Origin of the sequence: Nocardia jinanensis (assembly GCF_014645735.1) — a bacterium.
GTDB lineage: Bacteria > Actinomycetota > Actinomycetes > Mycobacteriales > Mycobacteriaceae > Nocardia > Nocardia jinanensis.
Map to the genome: position 1 here is coordinate 36,719 of NZ_BMMH01000026.1, position 19,732 is coordinate 56,450.

General features: G+C 67.9%; 12 protein-coding genes. 11 read left to right on the forward strand and 1 reads right to left on the reverse strand.

Going from position 1 to position 19,732, the window contains the following annotated elements:
* Positions 1 to 3: 3 nt before the first annotated feature.
* The 4 genes from IEY68_RS31405 to IEY68_RS31420 all read left to right on the forward strand — a co-directional run bounded on the left by IEY68_RS31405 (position 4) and on the right by IEY68_RS31420 (position 5,377).
* Positions 4 to 369 carry a hypothetical protein gene (locus IEY68_RS31405; RefSeq protein WP_062999159.1) on the forward strand — a complete coding sequence of 122 codons (366 nt, stop codon included), beginning with the start codon at positions 4 to 6 and terminating at the stop codon, positions 367 to 369.
* Positions 370 to 399: 30 nt separating this feature from the next.
* Positions 400 to 705 carry a hypothetical protein gene (locus IEY68_RS31410; protein WP_062999157.1) on the forward strand — a complete coding sequence of 102 codons (306 nt, stop codon included), beginning with the start codon at positions 400 to 402 and terminating at the stop codon, positions 703 to 705.
* Between the two features lie 9 nt (positions 706 to 714).
* On the forward strand, positions 715 to 3,285 hold the full coding sequence (locus tag IEY68_RS31415) for a hypothetical protein (RefSeq protein WP_062999155.1): 2,571 nt from the start codon (positions 715 to 717) through the stop codon (positions 3,283 to 3,285).
* Between the two features lie 91 nt (positions 3,286 to 3,376).
* Positions 3,377 to 5,377 (forward strand): type VII secretion target, encoded by a 2,001-nt coding sequence (locus IEY68_RS31420; RefSeq protein WP_062999153.1) that lies wholly within the window; start codon positions 3,377 to 3,379, stop codon positions 5,375 to 5,377.
* A 480-nt stretch (positions 5,378 to 5,857) separates the two neighbouring features.
* Here IEY68_RS31420 and IEY68_RS31425 read toward each other — a convergent pair whose 3' ends face one another.
* On the reverse strand, positions 5,858 to 6,955 hold the full coding sequence (locus IEY68_RS31425) for a hypothetical protein (protein ID WP_062999151.1): 1,098 nt from the start codon (positions 6,953 to 6,955) through the stop codon (positions 5,858 to 5,860).
* 192 nt (positions 6,956 to 7,147) lie between these two features.
* Between IEY68_RS31425 and IEY68_RS31430 the strand changes: the two genes are divergently transcribed.
* From IEY68_RS31430 to IEY68_RS31460, 7 genes are all read left to right on the forward strand, one after another.
* Positions 7,148 to 8,110: a C40 family peptidase gene (locus IEY68_RS31430; RefSeq protein WP_062999149.1), complete on the forward strand. Its 963-nt coding sequence runs from the start codon at positions 7,148 to 7,150 to the stop codon at positions 8,108 to 8,110.
* A gap of 15 nt (positions 8,111 to 8,125) precedes the next feature.
* The gene (locus IEY68_RS31435; RefSeq protein WP_189094596.1) at positions 8,126 to 9,874 is read left to right on the forward strand and encodes a WXG100-like domain-containing protein; all 1,749 of its coding nucleotides are present in this window, start codon (positions 8,126 to 8,128) and stop codon (positions 9,872 to 9,874) included.
* A 539-nt stretch (positions 9,875 to 10,413) separates the two neighbouring features.
* Positions 10,414 to 12,171, forward strand: a complete 1,758-nt coding sequence (eccA, locus tag IEY68_RS31440) for a type VII secretion AAA-ATPase EccA (RefSeq protein WP_062999145.1) — start codon at positions 10,414 to 10,416, stop codon at positions 12,169 to 12,171.
* Positions 12,172 to 12,292: 121 nt separating this feature from the next.
* Positions 12,293 to 13,831 (forward strand): type VII secretion protein EccB, encoded by a 1,539-nt coding sequence (eccB, locus tag IEY68_RS31445; protein ID WP_229719154.1) that lies wholly within the window; start codon positions 12,293 to 12,295, stop codon positions 13,829 to 13,831.
* A complete protein-coding gene (eccCa, locus tag IEY68_RS31450) occupies positions 13,828 to 17,838 on the forward strand; it encodes a type VII secretion protein EccCa (protein WP_062999143.1) in 4,011 nt (1,336 codons plus the stop codon). Before eccB ends, eccCa begins: the two co-directional genes overlap by 4 nt.
* Before the next feature lie 113 nt (positions 17,839 to 17,951).
* Positions 17,952 to 18,293 (forward strand): hypothetical protein, encoded by a 342-nt coding sequence (locus tag IEY68_RS31455; RefSeq protein ID WP_189094597.1) that lies wholly within the window; start codon positions 17,952 to 17,954, stop codon positions 18,291 to 18,293.
* 28 nt (positions 18,294 to 18,321) lie between these two features.
* Positions 18,322 to 19,707, forward strand: a complete 1,386-nt coding sequence (locus IEY68_RS31460) for a PPE domain-containing protein (RefSeq protein WP_062999139.1) — start codon at positions 18,322 to 18,324, stop codon at positions 19,705 to 19,707.
* The last annotated feature ends 25 nt before the right edge of the window (positions 19,708 to 19,732 follow it).

Genomic DNA, 19,732 nt, shown 5'->3' on the forward strand with positions numbered 1-19,732 from the left:
GATATGAACGACGAATTCGACTACGAGGACACCGAGGACGATCTCGACGGCCCGGACCCGAAAACCACGGCCGCTCCGCAGGTGCACGAGGTGTTCAACCCCGATCACACCGTCGGGGTGGCTTGTGACCGCGACGGCGAGATCGTCGGGTTGCACATCACCGACGAGGCTCGGGACAACGGTGACAGCTGGCTGGGCGCGGAGATCCTCAAGATCGCCGGGCTCGCGCACGCCAAATCGCGGCTCGGTCTGCGGCGCGAGATGGAGACCAACGGCGCCCGCTCCTACACCGTCGACTCGTTCGGCCTGCCGACCGAGGCCGCCTATCAAGCCATGGAAGACCAGGCTTTCGGCCTCCGCCCCGCCTGACCGGCCCCACAGGACAGACAGGATACGACCATGGTGAACATCGTCTCCCTCGACGCGGTGAAGGCGATCGTCGGTGATGCCGCCGGGGCACTCACGGTGATGACCGACGATGTCGGCACCACCGTGGATTCGCTGGTGCTGGCATCGAAAGCAGATTCGCCGCTGGATCGCGATATGACCGGGAAGCTGGATTGGATTCGCGATACCTTCGCGGCCGCGGCCTCCGATGTCGCCGAGCAGTCCGGAATCACTGTCGAGGCCACCGGTTACGGTACGACCGTGCTGGCCGACGCCGATCTCGACGGCGGTGTTTCCGTGCGCTCGACCGCGGTCTGATCGGACACGATGGCGCCTGAGCAGACCAGCCCGTACTGGGACCGGATCGTCGGAAACCGCTGGCCGCAGATACCGCCTTCGGCCTGGCACAGTCTGGCGAACAACGCGCGCGAGGGCGCCGCGGCCCTGAACCTGGCCGATGTGGAGCAGGCGCGACACGCGTTCGAGGAGACGGTCCAGCAGTCGGTGGGTCTGGCGGAGATCCGGCGGGCGCTCCTGGCCCTGGAGGAGAATCCGCGGGCGTTCGCGTCCGCCCTCTCGGCGGCCGCGGATACCTTCGACACTTTCGGTGATGTGATCCGGCGTACCCGTAACCAGATCCTCGATGTCGTCGGGGATGCCACCGACCGGATCGAGAAGGCCACCCGCGGCGACAACAACGACGACGGCGAGGTAGGCGACGCGGCCGAGGCGGAGGCGGACCGTCAGGCCGCGGACGCCATCGTGGCCGATGCTCGGGGCGATGTGCGCGATATCGTCTCCGCCGCACTGAGTTCACTGGGGCCGCAGGGGCTACCGCGACTGGACGATATCGCCGAAGCCCTGGGGCAGCCGGGGCCTTGGCGGAAGGGCGGTGGTCTGCCCGGGGTGGCACCCCACAACCCCGGAGGCCCCGGCGGACCCGGGCGTCACCACGATGTTCCGGGCCGCAACCGTCCCGGGTTCGAGCCCGGACCGTGGGTGCCCGGATTCGACCGGCCGGTGCGGCCCGATCCGATTCTCGGGCAGATCCTGATAGACCTGATCGACGACCTGCTATATCCGGGACCGGGCCCGGGGCTACCCGGGATGCCGCCGGGCCTCGACGTGCAGCTACCGGTGGGCGTGGGGGATATGCCTCCTGCGCTCACAGATCCGCCCGGGCAGACCGATACGGGTCCGGCGCCGGCCGTGCCGAACCCGGGACACGGGGCCCCCGGAGTCCCGCAGCCGGGGCAGCAGGCGGAGAACGCGGCCCCACCGATGGACACCGGTGGTGGCACGGCGGAACCCGGTGTCGATGGGGCCGGTGTGGACGAGGCCGGAGTGGATGAGGCCGGTGCCGACGAGGCCGCCGACTCGCCGAGTACCGAGGCTGTCGGCGAGACGGACGTATCCGCGCAGCCCGATCGTGCGATACCGGCCCGGGAGGGAACCGATACGCCCGACCCCTGGGGGATCGCGCGCCAGGCCGGTGCGCACCTCTCGCAGGATCCCGCCGCCGAGAGTGCCTCTCCCGGTGCCGTACCGCCGGTCCTCCCGCCGGCGGTGGGCCCGGCCGCCGTAGCGGCGACTACCTCGGCCGTGTCCGGGGCGAATGCCGCGGCGCCGGCGAGCAGTTCGGTGGTGAGCGGCACGGCCTCCACTTCGGCCGCGGCGACGTCGACGCAGGCCGGCCGGGGTGTGTCGGGGCCGATCGAAGCGAATCGAGGGCCCGGAGCCACCGGTAAACCCCTCACCTCCGCGTCCCCGCAGGGGGCGAGTGCGGCGCCCGTCGGTAAGCAACCGATGCCGGTGCCGGACAGCCATCCGGGTACGGGGAAATCCCACGGCCCGGGGGATCTCGTACAGGACGCGATGGGGGCGGCCATGATCTCGGCGTCCGCGCCGGCCTTCGTCGTAGGCGAACGCGTCGACGGGGACCTGGTCCTCGCCCGCACCCTACTGGGCGGGATCCGCGCGGCCACCGATTCCTGGGTGGTCGGTGTGGACTGGGCTGTGGCTGTCCTGCGTCACCCCAGTGGGGTCAGTGCCTTCGTCACGTCGAACGAGGGACGCGGCTGGTTGCCCGCGCGGCTCCACCTGCCCACCGAGGTCTCGCTACCGTGGCTGTGGGCCGTATCCCAGGGGTCCGAGTGGGAAGGTGTCGCGGACCCCGCACGGATCCTGGTGGAGTTCGCGATCGCCTGGGGCATGAAATCCGGTGCGAAACTATCCGCGCTGGCATCGTCGCAGGCGATGGATCCCGCCCTCGGCCGGCTCGGCACCGTCGCGCTGGCGGGGTCGGTACCGGCCTCGGACACCATGGATCTGCGCAGCCCCACCGCGGGCACGCTGGATCGGCTGGGCATCACCGCCGCGCCTCGCCTGCTCGATCGCGCGGCCAAGGTCGCCGACCGCGATATCGCGCTGCGCTGCCTGGAACTGGCGGTCGATGCCCACACCCGGGTCGGACGGGCGGAACTCGCGACAGTGGACACGATGGAGGCACCTCAGATCAGGCTGCGGATCCTGCGCGCGCTGCGCGACGGCCGCGATTTCGCCGACAGCTGGTGGGAGGAACTCCAGGACATCGACGATCTGATCGCCGCGACGACGCTCGGGCACCGCGCCGATACCAGCCGGATCGGGCTCGGGGAACTCCGTTCCGACGCGGCCGATCTCGATCCGGGCTCGGAGTTGTCGATTCTGCGCGCGCTCACCTTCCAGCGGCGCTGCAACGAGCTGGTCCTGCTGCTGGCCGAGGAGAAGTCGCGCCAGACGGTGCGTGATTCGGTGTACGCGCACGCGCAGGTACTGGGGCATCCCCTGTTCACGGCGCCGCCGGCGGCCGCCCCGGCCCCGCGGCGGGCGACGATCACCACCGGTGCCCGCCGTTGACGGCCCGGACATCGCCCGACCGTTCGGTCTCCCCAACATTGGGAAGAATCGACAATGGGGAGAATCGCTGGTGGGAAAGGATTGATCGAGCATGCCGGATTGGTTGGATATCGACCCTGCGGTACTGCGTCAGTTGGCCGGCCAGCACGATCAGGTAGCGGCAGAGACCAGGGAATGGGCCCAGCCCCCATCGGAATGGCTCGCCAACTTCGAACCCACCTACGGCAAGATCGCCAATCCGGTCAAGGAAGCGCTGGAACGGTATTACGACGCTCGGCTACGCGCGGGCGAAGCCCTGGCCAGGGAGCACGAGCAGACCGCCGCCTCACTGCGTGAATCCGCGGACGCCTACGAGCGGACCGATGCGGAGGCCGCGGTGAGCGTCAGCGGGTCGGGCGAGAACATCGGCGGACCCGGCGGGACCTTCGGCGACCCCGTCCCGGGGTTGGGCGCCCCCATTTCGGCGGGCCCGAACAATCAGGTCGGGATACCCGGGGGGCCCAACGGCAGCAGCGCGAGCCCACTTCCGCCGAGCTCCCCGACGCCTCCGGGACAGATGGATCCGGCTGTCGCCGCGAACGGTGGCGGACAAGGCCCGAGCGGTGCCGCGCCCGGCCAAGGACAGAACGGCGTCGTACCCGGCGGCACCACCGCAACACCCGGCACCGTGCCGCCCGCTGAACACACCGCGGGCGCGGGAGCGGCGCCGGCCGCCGGTGCCGTGTCCGGTGGCCCCGGCGCCGGAACGGTTCCGCCCGGTGGCGCGTTGATCGGGGGGCCGCTCGGTGCCGGCTCCGGCGACGACCGCGGTTCGACCACGACCCCGCCCAGCGGCGCGAACGCGCAGGACGGGGCCCCGGTCCCGGTGGTCGGCGCCCCGACACCCTTCAATTCGGCCGTGGCCTCGGCGAAGGACCAGGAAGCCGAGCCTGCCTATATCGTCGGCGATGCGGTGAACGAGGATCTGGTCATCGCCAAGACCCTGCTCGGCGCCGTTCTCGCCGCCACCGACGGGGCGGTCGGAATCACCTGGGCGGTAGCGGTATTGCGTGGCCCCGCCGGTGCGGGTCTGTTCATCACCTCCAACGAGGGCCGGGGCTGGCTTCCCGCCGGTCTGTTCCTGCCGCGCCAGGTGTCGACACCGTGGCTGTGGGACGAATTGCTCGGTGCCGACGGTGATACCGCCGCGCCGTGGGAGGGGATTTCGGATCCGGCGCGAATCCTGGTCGAATTCGGCCGGGCGTGGGGCGCGAAAGCCAATGCGGTGCTCTCCGCGGTGGCTTCCTCAGGTCCGATCGACCCCGGCCTGCGCAGTCGGCTGAGCGAAGTCGCCATGCAGGGACTCGTCGAGCCGGGCTCCGACCTCGATCTGCGGGTGGTGACGCCCGATACCACCGACCGGCTCGGCCTCACCGGTTCCGTGCCCGCGCTGGAATCGGTGGCGGCAGTGCCGGACGTCCAGGTACACACGCGCTGCGTGGAACTCGCGCTGGACGCCCATGCGCAGGTCGGCCGTTCCGTTCTGGGACATTTCGACACATCGGGTTCCCGTGCTCTCCGGGATCGGATCCTGGCCCGGGTAGAGGTCGGCGAGGACGTGCCGCAGTCCTGGTGGGAAGAGCTCCGCGACGCGGACGACCTTCTGGCCGCGGCGATGATCTCGCAGCGCGTCGATGTGGGCCGCGTCGATCTCGGTGCCATCCGGGTGGACGACGAAGTGAACGCGTTGCGCGCCATGGTGTGGGATCGGCGCTGCAACGAGCTGGTGGCACTTCTGGCGGAGGAGCCGAACCGGCAGGTTCTGCGCGATGCGGTATACGCGCACCATGAGATTCTCGACCACCCGTCGTTCGTGGCCGCCCCGGCCGCGGTGGCCGCGGGCACCGAGGACCAGGTGGTGCGTCCGGCCGGTGGAGTATCCGGAGTTTCGGCACCGGTGGAACAGACCGGCGCGGCCGCGGAATCGGCACCGCCGAATGCCGTCGGACCGCCGCCCGGCGCGGTCGCCGCTCCGGAAGCCGGCGGTCCGCCGCGCGGTGCGATGCCCCCGTCGGTGACGCCGCCACCGGAATCGCGGGGAACATCGTCCTGACATCTCGATAACCGTCCTCCCGCTCGTCTTACGCGGGAGGAACGGTGCACGGACGACCGGGCTCCGGGAGTGAACCGATAGCCGGGCTACATCTATGGTGAGGATGGGTCGGACCACCGACAGGGTGCGAGCCGAGGTCCCCTCACCGGCGGGGTCGACCGCCGCCGGTGCGTTACCGGGCCGACTGCTTCATACAAGCGCAGCATTCGATCCGACCTCGGCAAGCGGGACGGAGACGGCTGGATCCGACGGCCGGAACGACCGCGAGATAATACCGATCAGGTGGACTGGTGGACCGTCGTGCCGTGGTCGGCCGGTTCGGCTTCCGGTCCGGCGGAGCGGAAGTCCATCACAGCGGATCCCGCGTGCTGTCGACAGCGTGCGCCCGAGCCCGAGCCCGCCGACCCGGGGCGAGTCGGCGCGGGAACGAGTGCGTGCAGCCGTTTCGGATAGCCCAGGTGACCGATCTCGATATAGGTACTAGACCTGATTGCCGGGAGATGCCGGGCCGTACGGAATATTGTTCTGCGGGTTCGCCTGCGCGGGATTCTGCGGTGCGTTCTCGCCCGGTGTCGGCGCTGCGCCGGGGGGCGGAGCGGCCACCGTCGGGTCGGAGACAGGGACCGCGGCCGAGGGGGCGGGCTGGCCGGCCGGCGCATCCTCGTCCTCCTCCTCGCCGTCCTTCTTCTGGCCGAGGAGCTCCGGCAGCTGGCCCAGCATGGGCATCAGTGCCATCGGCAGCATGGCCAGCATCGGCAGCATGGAGCCGAGACCGCCGGCTGCCCCCGCGGCACCGGCGCCACCACCGGAGGACCCGCCCGATCCGGAGCCGCCACCGGCGGCGCCGACGTTCACATCCTGTGCGGCCGTCACTATCTGGTCCACCTTCACCACCGCAGCGGCGATACGGTCCATTACCGCGGCCGCTTCGGCGGACTTGAGTTTCTTCGAAGCGACCGTCAGCAAGGCGGAGTTCAGGTCACCTTCGATATGCACGATTTTCAGCAGTGTCTGTGCCTGTTCGGCGGCGACCACCTGTGAGGTCCCGTCCACCTGCGCATCCATACCGACCAAGGAGTCCTGTCGCGCGCTCGCGGAGGACACCTGCTGTTTGTACAACTCGAGGCCCTTACCCGAGCCCGGCAGGTTCAATGCCTGGATCTTGTCCGGGGTTTTGCCGCCTCTCGGCGGCGGCGGCGGATCGGACCGGCCGAAACCGAGCACATTGACCGATTTCTGCATCGCGTCCTCGGCATCCGCGATGAAATTGTTGACAATGATGTTTGTTTCGGTCTCCACCTTCATCCGAACCAGGTCGACCGTGTGCATCGGCTTCGCGGGGCCGGGTCTGGCGATGACCTGCATTCCGCCCTCGGTGGTCTGTCCGTCGGCGCTCACCGCGACGATCTCGCCGGTTGCGGGATCCTTCGTGCCCGTCGGATCGGTCAGCCGGTCCTGGGCTGTGCCGGGATCCGGGTTGACCGGGCGAGGATCGCCCGGCCGGGAGCCGGGCGGCCGCCGGTTATCCGCTGTCGTCCCGGGGGTGTCGGTATCCGCGTCTGCCGTCGCTGTATCCATCCGCTGTCGTCGCCTCCCGTGATGTCCTTTTTCATTGTGTTGTCTTCCTAGAGGTGGGAATAGGAGGGGCGCCGTTCATTCGCATGTTGTCGCATAGTCGAACGGACAACAAAGGCTTGATTGCCGAGAAATTGCCCGGGGTGCTGGGGCAGAGAGGTAAGTCGGGGCGATGAGCGATGGCGAGCTGATCGCATGCCGGCACTGACCGACGATGTGCACGGTGTGTTGCGCGAGCTGCTCGGGCTGTACGGGGCCGGGCAGCCGTCGGAGCGTGCGTCCGCCGTCCTCGCGCAGTCCATGGCGGCGGATCTGACCCGATTGTCCGGTGGGGGTGCCCGTGGCTACGGAGACGCGCTGGGAACCCAGCGTACCGTGCTCGACACCCAATACAGCCGGGACGGCATCATGACCAAGACCGTCGGTGAGTCGGGCACGGGGACGCTCAACGGGCGCGGGGTACTGAGCAGCCAGATCTCCGATCTCCAAGCGCGGATCCAGGCCATCACCACCATCGGTGACACCCGGTTCAGCGGTCCCGCGCTTCTCGATTCGGCCCAGCAGACCATCACGAACGCGACCAGGCAGGTGAACGCCGATATCGACGCGGCACGTAGACAAGCGGCTCAGATAATGCCGCCGGTGGCATTCGCCGAGCGCGCCCGAACGGCGTCGTCCACACCCCGGAAACGACGGCGTCGGCGACCTCGCATGGTGTCCGGGCAACAGGTCACTCACCAGCCGACGCGCCGCGGTATCCGGCGCAACTGGGACAAGTCCCGGGGTGGCAAGGCCGCCCAGGCCGCCGACGGCGCGCTCGGCCTGCCCTATATCTGGGGCGGAGGCGGGGCCGGCGGTCCCAGCGGGGGCGGTTTCGACTGCTCCGGGCTGACCCAGTACGCCGTCGCGCAGGCCACGAACGGGGAAGTGGTCCTGCCCCGGACCACATACGAACAGATCTACGCCGGCGAACGGATCGACCCGCGCGATGTGCGGGCCGGCGATCTCGTGTTCCCGGCCTCGTCGTTCAGTTCCCGCGGGCCGGAACATGTTCAACTCGCCGCGGGCAACGGTATGGTGATCGAGGCGCCTTATTCGGGCGCCACCGTGACATATTCGCCCATGCCGGACAGCGCTGTCGTGGTACGAGTCGTCTGAGCGGAACATTCGCCCTTGGCTATCGAAATACCCCATGAAGTGGCGATGTTCCTGAACTTCATCGGCGTCCCTTATCCCGATATCAACGAGGATCAGGTCCGCGAGCTGGCCGGGCACGTACGCACTTTCGCCGACGAGGTCTCCGGGACCCACAACGCGGCTACCGGGGCGATCGGCGAGATGGGGTCGGTCTATCAGGGGCAGTCGTATCGGGCGTTGGTGGCGTCCTGGGCGAGTCTGAGCTCGTCGCATATGGAAAGGCTGGACGAACTGTGCCGCGGGGTGGCGAGGGCTCTGGAGATCGCCGCTGATGTGATCACCGCGGTGAAAGTGGCGGTACTGACCGAGCTCGTGGTGCTCGCCGCCGCCTTCGCCACGGCCATGGCGGCCACCGTGGTGACCTCCGGCGCATCCGTGGCGCTGAGCCAGTCCATATCGCTCGCGGCCCGGCGTCTGGTCAAGGCCATGGAAGAGATGCTCATCGGGTACATCGTGGCCGAGGTGCTGGGTAGGGCCATCGAACCGCTCGAGGACGCGGTGGCGGACATGATCAACGGTGTGGTCTACAACGCCGCTGCCGATTTGCTGGGTGTCGACGGCGGCGGAAACAACATCGTGTACATCGATCCGGACGAGGTGCGCCGCTACGCCCAGGTCCTCGACGACCACGCCGACGACATCATGAAACACGCGGAGAAGTTCGCCAACGGTGTCGCGGCGCTCGACTTCACCACTCCGGTCGGGATGCCCGGCGTGAGTGGTCCGGGGGTCCAGTCGGGCGGACCCTCGAATACCCCGGCTGTGAACGTGCCGGCCCAGCAGGGTGTGCCCCCGGAAGCCACCGCTGCGCCGCGGAACTGGATACCGGGTGCAGCCGCCGGCGCCACGCCGGCCCAGGATGCCGGAACGTCCGGCCGTGCCGATGGCGAATCCCCGGTGGCGGCGCCGCCGAACAGTGCGGCGGGATCGCCTGCGGCGGGGCCCGGCTCGGCCGGGCAAGCTGGTGCGCCGGGCACCGGGACCGGTGCGGGGCCGGGCGACCTCCGTACCGCTGGTCCCGCGGACGGGACAGCCTCCGCCGATGCGCAATCTGCCGAATCCCGTGGTGAGCGCCCACCGGCGGTGGGCAGCCAGGAAACCGGCTCGGCCGCCGCCCGGACGGCCGTGGGCGATGCGGCGGGTATCGCGGATCTCCAGGCGCCGGTCGAGCGATCGGAGGCACCGGCCGGGGGATCCGGCGGCACGGATTCGGTTCGGGCGGTGGAAACCCCCGGCGTTTCGGCCGGGCAGATCGGTGGTCCGGGAGGCGCTTCGACCGAAAGTGCTGGCGGTCCGGCCAGTCCGTGGAATCGGCAGCCGTCCGCGACGGGCGGTCCGGCCGGCGGACCAGGGAACCCGGCACCCGCGGGACGCGGTCGTCGCCGTGCGCCCGACAGCGATAAACCCGGTCGTACCGCGGGCGGCCGGCGGCGCCGGGCCGCCCGGCCGAACCCGTGGTCGGCCCGCCCGGCCGCGGCGTCCCAACCGGCGCGCACTCCGTGGGGCAAGCCTTCCGAGCGCGCCGAACCGGCGGTTCCCGCTGTGGCGGCCGAGGGGGACACTCCGGCGCCCGTCGTATCGTCCGATCGGGATCGGACGCCCGGTGCCGAGGGGAAGGATGGTGCCGCACGGGAATCGGCGGGAAATACGCACCGGCCGGAAGTCGTCGCGCCGGCGGTGTCTGCGCCGGTTCGCGCAGATGAAGGGCCGCCGCCGCGCGGGTGAATTGATAGGTGCGGCGGCCGGTGGCTCGCTGTTTCCACCGGCCGCCGCGGGTGAGGTCATCAGGGATGAGGGAACTGGTGACCTGGCGCCAACTATAGCCGCAAATAATGTGCCGTTCAACAACGGCACTATTTTCAGGGGAGGGAATTCCGTCGGCTTCGGGTAGCGGCCGGGTTGCCGGCCGATCTGCCGATCGCAGAGCTGAAAGCCTTCGGTATCAACCTATTTCATGTGATTCCCAGGCGTCGGTCCGCAGTGGCCGACCGGCCGCGCCGAAGGTACGGCATGAAACCGGAGTAGTACTTTATCGCTGAATTACGGCTCGTTGGCTGATGGGAATGTGAATCGTGGAGGTTTGCGGCTTTCGTCCGTATCCCCACCGGTGCGGTCCGCCCGTTCCAGTACGGCTTCCGAATACTCCACTTGCGCGTTCGTGAGTCGGACTTACTTCCCAGCGTCGGGAAATACCCGATGTCTACCGCCGGCCCCGGGTGGCTTACCCTGCCAGCAGACGAGGGTTGGCGGAAGGGAAGTCCGAGGTGTCAGCGGCCGAAGACGCGTTCTACACGGGCGTGCAGAGTTTGGGACTGGTCGCCGGTGGGGTGCGCAACGAAGAGCACGCTCGCGCAGCGTTCACGGCGGCCACGGATATCGATCCGGATATGTGCGACGCATGGCTGGGTCGCGCGATGGCGGGGGAGGTTACGTCCGAGGTCATCTACGGGGCCTACCGCTCCTCACATAATCTCTACCGTGATCAGCAGCGTGCCGGTCTGGTGGATCGGGCGCTGTGGTGTCAGGTCGAGATCGGTGTCTTCGGCCTGCGGGTCGCGATGGCCGATCGCGATCAGATCGCCATCGCGCAGGCGTGCGCGTACGCAGACGGTGGGGAATGGCAGGAAGCTGTCGCGATCCTGGACGAGGTGCGCGGTGACGATGTCGCGGACTTCGCTCGGATCGCCTTCTTCTATCGGACCGGGCGCTGGCCCGATGTCCTCACCGCGCGCGCCGCGAAAACGGTGATCGAGGACGGGCTGCTGGATATCGCCGCCGAACTGATGTCGGCCAGTGCGCTCGCCCATCTCGGCAGGTTCGGGGAGGCGATGCCGCGGGCGCAGCGGATCGTGGAGGACAGTCAGTCCGGAAATCTGTCCTACATCTGGGCCGACGCCCACTATCTGCTCGGAATGGTCCTGCGGCACAACGGCGAACACGATGCTGCCGACAAGATCCTCAAAGGTCTGCAGGGCTCGGGGTTGTGGCCGAACCGCCCACATTGGCAGCAGGCGGTGCGGGACAAGAACTTCCGGCTCGAGGTGACGACCCCGGCGGTGGTCGCCTCCCGGACCGATATCTGGGATCCGAAATCCGGCGACGATCCCGCCGAGGTAGCGGCCAGCGCGGCCAAGGCCGAACGTGACGAACTGCTCGAAGAAGCCTCCAATCTGCTGCAATCGCAGATCGGTATGGACTCGGTCAAGGAGCAGGTGGACCGGCTCAAATCCGGTGTGCTGATGGACCAGGTCCGGGCCAAGCGTGGTCTCGCGGTCGACTCGCGATCCAATCACCTGATCTTCTCCGGCCCCCCGGGTACCGGTAAGACCACCATCGCCCGGGTCATCGCCAAGATCTTCGCCGGTCTCGGCGTGGTCGAGAACGCCGAGGTCATCGAGGCCTCGCGCAACGATATGGTCGGCACCCACCTCGGTCACACCGCGCCCAAGACCAATGCGCTCATCGATTCCGCTCTCGGTGGGGTGCTGTTCATCGACGAGGCCTACACCCTGATCCAGGAAGGCCTGTCCGGTGGTGACGCCTTCGGCAAGGAAGCCGTCGACACCTTGCTGGCCCGGATGGAGAACGACCGGAGCAAGCTGGTGGTGATCATCGCCGGATACGAGGCCGAGATCGACAGGTTTCTGCAGTCGAACGAAGGTCTGTCCTCGCGTTTCACCAAGCGGGTCCGGTTCCCCAGCTATGACCCGAACGAACTGGTCCAGATCGCCGACCATATCGCCGGCAAGAAGGATTCGATCCTGTCGGATCAGGCCCGTGAGGTGCTGCGTGACCGGTGCACGGTGATGTCGGAGCAGAGCAGGAACGGCCGCCGTCTCATCGATCTCGCCGGTAACGGTCGCTTCGTGCGCAATGTGGTGGAGGCTGCCGAGGCGGAGCGCGATTTCCGCTTCACCCGCGACAATGTGGATATCGCCGCGCTCACCGACGAAGAGCTGATGACCGTCGACGCCTTCGATATCTCCACCGCGCTCCAGGGGCTGGCGCCGGTCGACAAGTAGCGCCCGAAACCCGCCCGGCCGGCTGTTCCCAACTTTGGGGAGTGGCCGGTTCAGGCGTGCGCGTTAGGTTGTGGCCGAGGTCGGCGGAAGGGAACGTATACCGGTGGCACGCTTCCGGGTGGTGACCAAGCACCAGGTTTCGGGTTGGCGGTTTCTGCTACACCGGATCGAACACGCCCTGGTCCGCCGCGATGCCTCGATGATCGACGACCCGTCCCGCGGCCGTTCCACCGCGCTGGCGATCGGGGTCGCGCTGGCCTGCGTGGGTATCGCCGCGGCAGCTGTGCTGGCGTTCTTCAAACCCGCGAAACCCGTTGGGGACTCACCGATCCTCGCCGAAAAGAACAGCGGTGCGCTGTATGTGAAGCTCGGAGAGCGCCTGCATCCCGCACTCAACCTCCCCTCGGCCCGGCTCATCGTGGGGCAGGCGGCCAATCCGGTGGAGGTATCGCAGTCCGAGCTCGCGAAGTATCCGCGTGGCCCGTGGGTCGGAATACCGGGTGCGCCCGGGCAGGTCGACGACGAGGCCGAGAAGGATTCCGAATGGACGGTCTGTGATACCGCCCGAACCGGTGCCGCGGCACCCGTGGACCAGAAGACCGGCCTGCCGACACTGTTGCGTTCGGCGGTGCTCACCACCGCCATCGCCGGGCCGCTCACCGTCGACGACGATGCCGTCCACGAGCTGAGCGGTCACCAGGCCCGGCTGCTACGCGGCGACGACGCGACCTGGCTCGTATATTCCGATCCGATACAGGGGGTGGTACGTGCCGAGATCAATCTCGCCGATTCGCCGGTGATGCTGGCCCTCGGGATCGACAGCGGCGCGCAGGTGGCCGCCGCGTCGCCGGGGTTGCTGGGGGCGATACCCGAGGTCGCGCCGATCCGGGTACCGGATGTTCCCGCCTCCGGTACGCCCACGACCCTGAAACCGGCGCTCGACGCGGTGGTCGGGTCCATCGTCACGGTGTCCACCCCGAATCAACCGGCCACCTACTACCTGGTGTCCAATGCCGGGCTGGTGCGGGTCAGCGCGGTGCTGGCGTCGATCGTGCGCAATGCGAACTCGCACGGTGCGGTCGCCACCAGCACGATCGGGCCCGATGTAGCGGCGGCGAACCTGCGCCCGGGCGACTGGCCGGGCACCGCGACCTATCCGGCCGAGCCGGTCGAGATACTCGACCCCATCCGTGATCTGGTCACCTGCTATCACTGGGAACGCACCGGTAGCGATCCGGACGCGCACACCCGGTTGCTCTTCGGCCGGCAGCTACCGCTCACGAAGCAGGAACAGGGCCGTACCGTCGGATTGGTCACCGCCCCTTACTCGGGCGGCACGACCGCCGACTACGCCTACCTGCCCCGCACCTCGGGTAAGTTCGTGCAGGTCACCGGCGCCGAACCCGGCTCGCCGCTGCGTGAATCGCTGTTCTGGGTATCCGACAGCGGTGTCCGCTACGGAATCGACGCGGATCTGAAGGGTGGCGGGCGGAGCGACCCGACACTGTCCGCGCTGGCTCTCAAAGATCCGGTACCGGCGCCGTGGAGCATCGTCGCGCTGTTCGCCGTGGGCCCGGCGCTCTCGGTCGGCGACGCCATGATCCAGCACGACGGGATACCGCCCAATATGACGGGTGTGCAGATGACGGGTAACAAATGACCGCGACGCGCCGTTTCGTCCGCCCCGCCCGTATGGTCCGCGGCCCCAAGGCTCCCGCCGTCACCGAACTCCGGCTGCAACCACCCACCGAGCTGCCCCGGCCGGTGCCGATGTCCAAGCTCAAGATGATCATGCCCGTGATCATGGTGGCGGCAATGGTCGGCATGATGGCGATGATGTTCTCCGGCGGCCGTGCCATGTCGCCGATGATGCTGATGTTCCCCATGATGATGATCGTGTCGATGTTCGGCATGGTCGGCGGCCAGCTCGGCGGCGGCGGCGGAGCCAACAGCACCGCCGCGGGTTTGAACGAGGAACGCAAGGATTATCTGCGCTCGATCACCGATAACCGCAAAACGGTGCACGAGGCCGAAACCGAACTCTACGAATACCTCTCCTACACCCATCCCGGCCCGGCCGGCCTGGGCCGCCTGGTCGGCGGTAAGCGGATGTGGGAGGTGCAGGTCGCCAATCCTCAGTTCCTGCGGGTGCGGATGGGGCGGGGGCGGATCGCCAACCAGGTCCGGGTCATCGTTCCGGAGGCGGCGCCCACCTCGGATCTGGATCCGGTCGGTGTGGTCGAGCTGACCCGCTTCGCGAAAGCGTATTCCACGGTCGGCGGCATGCCGGTGGCGATCAATCTGTTGTCGGCGCCGCTGGTCGGACTCGACGGCGACCCGGACGCGGTGGCCGGTCTGGTCCGGGCCATGCTGGCCGAGATCGCGGTTCTGCACGGACCGGACCAGGTCGCGGTAGCGGCGGTGCTCAACAATCCGGACGAGCCGCAATGGGCCTGGCTGAAATGGCTGCCGCATACCCAGCACCCCGCGGAAACCGATGCTGTCGGCTCCAGCCGCATGGTGTACCGGACCGTGGCCGAACTGCGGACGAAGGTGCTCGCCGGACTCAACCGCGGCCCGTTCTCGGCGAACAACGAACCGGCGCTGGACAAATCGCACTATGTGCTGATCGTGGAATCCGGTGCTGCGAACACCGACCGCGATATCTCCGGGATCGACGGCTGCACCTGGCTGCGGCTCGGCGAGTCCGAGCAGACGCTGCCGCGGTCACTGAAGTTCGCCGTCACCGCCGATCGCACACTTCAGGAGTTGACGCCGCGCGGGAGCCGGTTGGTGGGCACGGCCGACGCGATGTCGATCCCGCAGGCCACCGCCGTAGCCCGGAACCTGTCGCCGTACCGGTTGTCCACCGTGGTGGAGGCGGTGGCCGCCGAGCAGGCCAGCGGCAGCACCTCCTGGGAGGATATGGTCAGCATCGCCGATCCGGGCAATATCCGGGTGGATCGGCAGTGGCCGGTGCGTCGCGACGCCGACCGGAACCGGCTGAACATCCCGGTCGGCCATGATCCCACCGGCCAGCTGGTGCATCTGGACATCAAGGAATCCGCCGAAGAGGGTATGGGCCCGCACGGAATGTGCATCGGCGCCACTGGTTCCGGTAAGTCGGAATTCCTGCGCACTCTGGTGCTCTCCGCGATCGCCTCGCATTCCCCGGACGTGCTCAACCTGCTGCTCGTCGACTTCAAGGGTGGTGCCACCTTCCTCGGTTTCGACCGGCTCTCCCATGTGACCGCGGTCGTCACCAACATGGAGGAGGAGGCCGACCTCGTCACTCGTATGGAAGACGTGATCAACGGTGAGATGGGCCGCCGTCAGCGCATCCTGCGCGACGCGGGGAACTTCGCCAGTGTCGCCGACTACGAGAAGGCGCGGGAGCAGGGAGCCCGGCTGGAACCACTGCCCACGCTGATGATCATCCTCGACGAGTTCGCCGAACTGCTGGAGCAGCATCCGAGCTTCTCGAAGCTGTTCGTCGCCATCGGCCGGCTGGGCCGCTCGCTGCGAATCCACCTGTTGCTGTCCTCACAGAAGGTGCCGGCGAACCGGATGGGTGAGCTCGAGGCGCACCTGTCCTACCGGATCGCGCTGCGCACCAACCAGACCAGCGACTCCCGTGATGCCATCGGTACCGCGGACGCGTACCACCTGCCGAAGAAGCCCGGATCCGGGTACCTGCGGGTCGGCGCGGGTGATCTGCAGCGATTCCAGGCCGCCTATGTCGGCGGACCGTATACCGCACCCGCGCAGGCGACCGCTTCCAGCGCACAGCGGGCCCGCCGGCCGGGCGGCGGATACAAGCCGCCGCAGCGGTTCACCGCCGCGTTCATCGCCGAATCGCGTCCGGCGCCGGTGGCGGCCGTGCAATCGCCCGAACCGGAGGACACCGACAGCGAACCGGTGAGCGTGATGGAGACAGTGCTGCAGCAGTTCTCGCGGCACGGTCGTCCGGCCCACAAGATGTGGCTGCCACCGCTGGGTGTTCCGCCCACGCTGGACCGGCTGACCGCCGCGGTCGACCTCGGCACGCTCGTACTGCCGTGGGCGATCATCGACAAACCGCGCCAGCAGCGGCAGGACGTCTGGTCGGTGGATCTCTCCGGCGCGGGCGGCCATGTCGCGGTCGTCGGCGGTCCGCAGTCGGGTAAGTCCACCGCCCTGCAGACCCTCATCCTGTCGGCCGCGCTGACCCATACTCCGGAGCAGGTGCAGTTCTACTGCTTCGACTTCTCCGGTGGCCTGTCCCCGATGCGTGCGCTGCCGCATGTGGGCTCGGTCGCCTCGGCGCGCGATGTGGATCGGATCAGGCGGACATTCGCGCTGATCCGGAATGTGATCGCCTCCCGGCAATCACTGTTCGACCACCTCGGGATCGATTCCATGCGCGAATTCCGGCGCCGCCGGGACACGCCCGAGGGTTCGGCCGAGCTGTCGTCCTACGGCGACGACCACGGCGACGTTTTCGTCGTGGTGGACGGCTGGGATATCGGATTCGCCATCAACGGCCCGTATTACGACGAGTACATGCCGACCATGGAGTCCATCGCCCTGCAGGGACTCAACTACGGTGTGCACCTGGTGGTCGCCAGTTCCCGGTGGGCCGCGATCCGGCCCCAGCTCAAGGACTTGATCCAGACCCGTCTGGAGATGCGGCTCGGTGACCTGACCGATACGGTGTTCAACGCCCACCGTGCAGTGGTGGCCGCGGTACCCCCGAACCGGCCCGGCCGATGTGTCTCGAACGACGCCCTCCATATGCTCACCGCGCTGCCACGTGTCGACGGCAACGGTGACGCGGATACCGCGGCCGCCGGATTGAGTGCGGCGATCGCCCAGGTGAGCCAGACATATTCGGGCAGGCAGGCGCCCGAGGTCCGGCTGCTGCCGGCTCAGGTGACGATGCCCCAGATCCTGGCCCGGGTCCCCCATCCGACGAATCTGGCCGAACGCCTCGCGGTTCCGTTCGGTGTCCGTGAATCCGATCTGGCACCGGCCGTCATCGACTTCGGCGTCTCCACCCATTTCGTGATCCTCGGATCGTCCGGCTGCGGGAAATCGACCGTGCTGGCGGCGATACTGGAATCCATCCGGGCACGCTTCACCAAGGACGAGGCCCGAGTACTGCTGATCGACTACCGCCGCCAGCATATGGACGCGTTGCCGCCGGAGATGATGGTCGGATATCTGACCAGCGGCCGCGACCTGGTGGAGAATCTGCCGGCTGTCGCGCAGCGGCTGCGAACCCGCCGGCCCCCGGACGAGGTGACGTCCCAGCAGCTCAAAGAGCGGTCCTGGTGGACCGGCCCGGAGATCTTCGTGGTGGTCGACGACTACCATATGGTTGCCCAGCGCGGGCAGATGAATCCATTGGATCCGCTGAAGGACATCATCGTCGACGGACGCGACACCGGTTTCCACTTGATCGCCGCCCGCAATATCGCACAGGCGGATACGGCCATGTACGACAGCGTTCTCGGACAGGTGAAGAACCTGAACTCCTCGGGTTTGATCATGGACGGGACGAAGATGGACGGAATGCTCATCGGCGATGCGAAGCCCACCAAACAGCCGGTGGGCCGGGGAATTCTGGTGGAGCCGCTGACCTCGACCAAGGATCTGGTGCAGTCGGCCTGGATTCCGCCGGACTGACCGCCTTTCGTGGCCGGTCAGTGGGACTTCCCATAAATGGGAATGGCTTAGCGTACTTGATGTACTGCTGTGTTGCGCGAACCGCAACGGGCGCGGACGCTGATCGATCGGAGTTGTCGATGATCCCCTTCGAAGTCAATCCTGGTGAGCTTCCGGCCATCGGCGCCGCGGTGAACGCCCAAGGATCCAGCCTGGCCTCGTTCCTGCAATCGGTGGCGCCGTACACGGTGCCGGAACCCTCAGTTGCTTGTGCGCCGGGGTTTTATATGACGGCAGGTCTCGGTGTCGTCGATATCGTAATGAACGCTTACCTCGCCGCCTGCAACACCGAAAGCGGACTCTTCGGGGCCAGTCTCGGGCCCGTGTCGGTGACCTTCGAGTCCACCGATACGGCCGGCAGCGCGGGAGTGTCGGCGGTCGGAAGTGCCGTTTCGGGCAGAGTGTTCGGCGGCTGACCGGTAACTAGTTCGGAGCAGGGATGCTATGCCGTTCTTCGAATATTTCGCCCTGGAGCCGCTTCAGAATCGAGATCTGATCGATTCCGGGGCCGGCGCGGCACCACTGAACAATGCTTCACGGGCCTACTCGGCGATGGACAATGCGCTGGAAGCCACGGCGGCCAATTCGGACCAGCTGATCCGAAACATGGGCGTTGCGTGGCCGCGCGGATTGAGTTCCCAGCGTGCGCAGGCGGCGTTCGGCAAGCACAACCAGTGGGTACGTGACCAGGCAGGAAACGCGGCGAAGATCGCCCAGCTGGCCGATCAAGGGGCGCATCTGCACAACAGCGCCCTCGGGGCGATGCCGTCGCGGCTCGAGATCGAAGCCGCCATCGCGCAGTTGGCCGCATCGGCTTCTCTGATGGCAACATCCGGTACGGTCGCCGCCGCGGGGGCCGGGCCTGTCTCCGCCGGCGCCCTCGTGGTCTTCGGGGCGGCGACCGCGTGGCACGCCGCGGCGGAGATCCAGTACCACCGCCTCAAGTTGCAGGCCGCCGCTACGATGATGGGCTACGAAATAGGAGCCCTGGGTCTGCTCGTCGATCTCGTCGGGGTGGCAGGCGCGTTCACGCCACCTCCCCCGATCGTCGTGCCGAGCCCTGGTTCGGTCCCACCGGTCGGGCAGGACGCGGTGACTCCGCTACAGGACTTGATCACCAAGGGGCCCGACAGCACCTACTATCCCGGAAACAAACCGACAACGACGCAGCAGCACACCGGCAACGGAACGGAATCCGCGGGCGATTCGAAACCCGGTGGTTCGGACTCGGGCACCGGAGGCGACGGGACGGATCCGGGACCGTCGGGGTCGGAGCAGTCGCTCACCGATCCTCAGCAGCCGATCGGATCCGAATCCGGGTTCGATTCCGGATCGAACGGTTACGGAGCCGATTCGACGTATTCGAGTCCGCTGCTGGGAGTTTCCTCGGAATCCTCGACACTGGCGGCCCTCGGCGGTGGGGGTGTGCTGGCCGGCTTCGGGATGGCCCGCGGGGGTATCGGCTCGATGCCGGGTGCGGCAACCGGTTTCCGGTTACCGGGCGCCTGGAATCCCGCCTCGGGCACCGCTTTCGGTGCAGCCAATCCGGCGGCCCAGGCCGCCCCGGCCCGCAGTGCGGCGAGGCGTGTATCGGCACCGACCGCGCGAATGCGGCGTCGCCGCAGGGACGAGGAAAAGCGAACGGGGAAGGTGTTCACCCCGGGCGAGCAATTCGAGGTTCCGGAGCTCGAGCGTCCACCGGTGATCGGTGTCATCGAATACGAGGACGACGAGCCCGATACCGAATTGGTCGCGGACTCCTCACTCGTGGGAGTACTGGATCGGCTCGACGAAGAGACCGAGTCGGAGAATGGATACAGCACCCGGTGAGTGGCCGGGGTTCACTGAATTATCG